Annotated in this window: 1 rRNA gene; it reads right to left on the bottom strand. The window is 42.0% G+C overall.

The features are described 5' to 3' along the window. Window positions 1-5: 5 nt before the first annotated feature. A 5S ribosomal RNA gene (rrf, locus tag H5203_RS22590) occupies window positions 6-120 on the bottom strand. Window positions 121-345: the final 225 nt, after the last annotated feature.

Below are 345 nucleotides of genomic sequence, written 5' to 3'. Positions count from 1 at the left end.
TTGGAGCCTGGCAATGTCCTACTTTCACATAGCAAATGCTACACTATCATCGGCGCTGTTTCGTTTCACTACTGAGTTCGGCATGGGGTCAGGTGGGTCCAAAACGCTATTGTTACCAAGCAAATACGGTGCAAAGGAGTAATGACAAAGCACGTAGTGCTTACATTTCCTTTGCGCAAGGTGCCTCAACTTTAACGCTACGCGCTAAGAGTCACCTTATAAATTTGGAATTCTGATAATAAAGTTTTCAGTAAATCTACTTTAGTCTATTAACTTCTTGCGCTATCAACTATCACATAAAACGCGTTTGGCGTTGTATGGTTAAGCCTCACGGGTAATTAGTAC

The sequence above is a fragment of the Pseudoalteromonas sp. SG41-1 genome, assembly GCF_014164575.1.
In the GTDB taxonomy this organism is placed as follows: Bacteria; Pseudomonadota; Gammaproteobacteria; order Enterobacterales; family Alteromonadaceae; genus Pseudoalteromonas; species Pseudoalteromonas rhizosphaerae.
Note: the sequence above shows the minus strand (reverse complement) of the source record. Positions and strands in the feature narration are given on the sequence as shown.